We start from the raw sequence: 292 nt of genomic DNA on the forward strand, positions 1-292 counted from the left end.
TGATCCACCCCGAAGGGCTTCACCGTTCGACTTGCATGTGTTAAGCACGCCGCCAGCGTTCGTCCTGAGCCAGGATCAAACTCTCCGTGAATGTTTACCGGTAATCCGGTCCGCACCCGCGTTGAGCGGCACGGCAACCACCGGAATAGGGCGGCCCCGCGCACTGCGTCCTCGCTAGTGTTTTACTTCAAAAGGAATCTCCAACCCCGACAACATATCTGGCGTTGACTTTTGGCACGCTGTTGAGTTCTCAAGGAACGGACACTTCCTTCAGGCGGCTTTCACACCGGCC

1 rRNA gene is annotated in these 292 nt (G+C 57.5%); it reads right to left on the reverse strand.

What is annotated here, in order from left to right:
- Positions 1-91, reverse strand: a 16S ribosomal RNA gene (locus IF01_RS0140935); the annotation flags it as partial.
- Between the last annotated feature and the right edge of the window lie 201 nt (positions 92-292).

The organism is Kitasatospora purpeofusca, from assembly GCF_000718025.1.
Classification (GTDB): Bacteria; Actinomycetota; Actinomycetes; order Streptomycetales; family Streptomycetaceae; genus Kitasatospora; species Kitasatospora purpeofusca.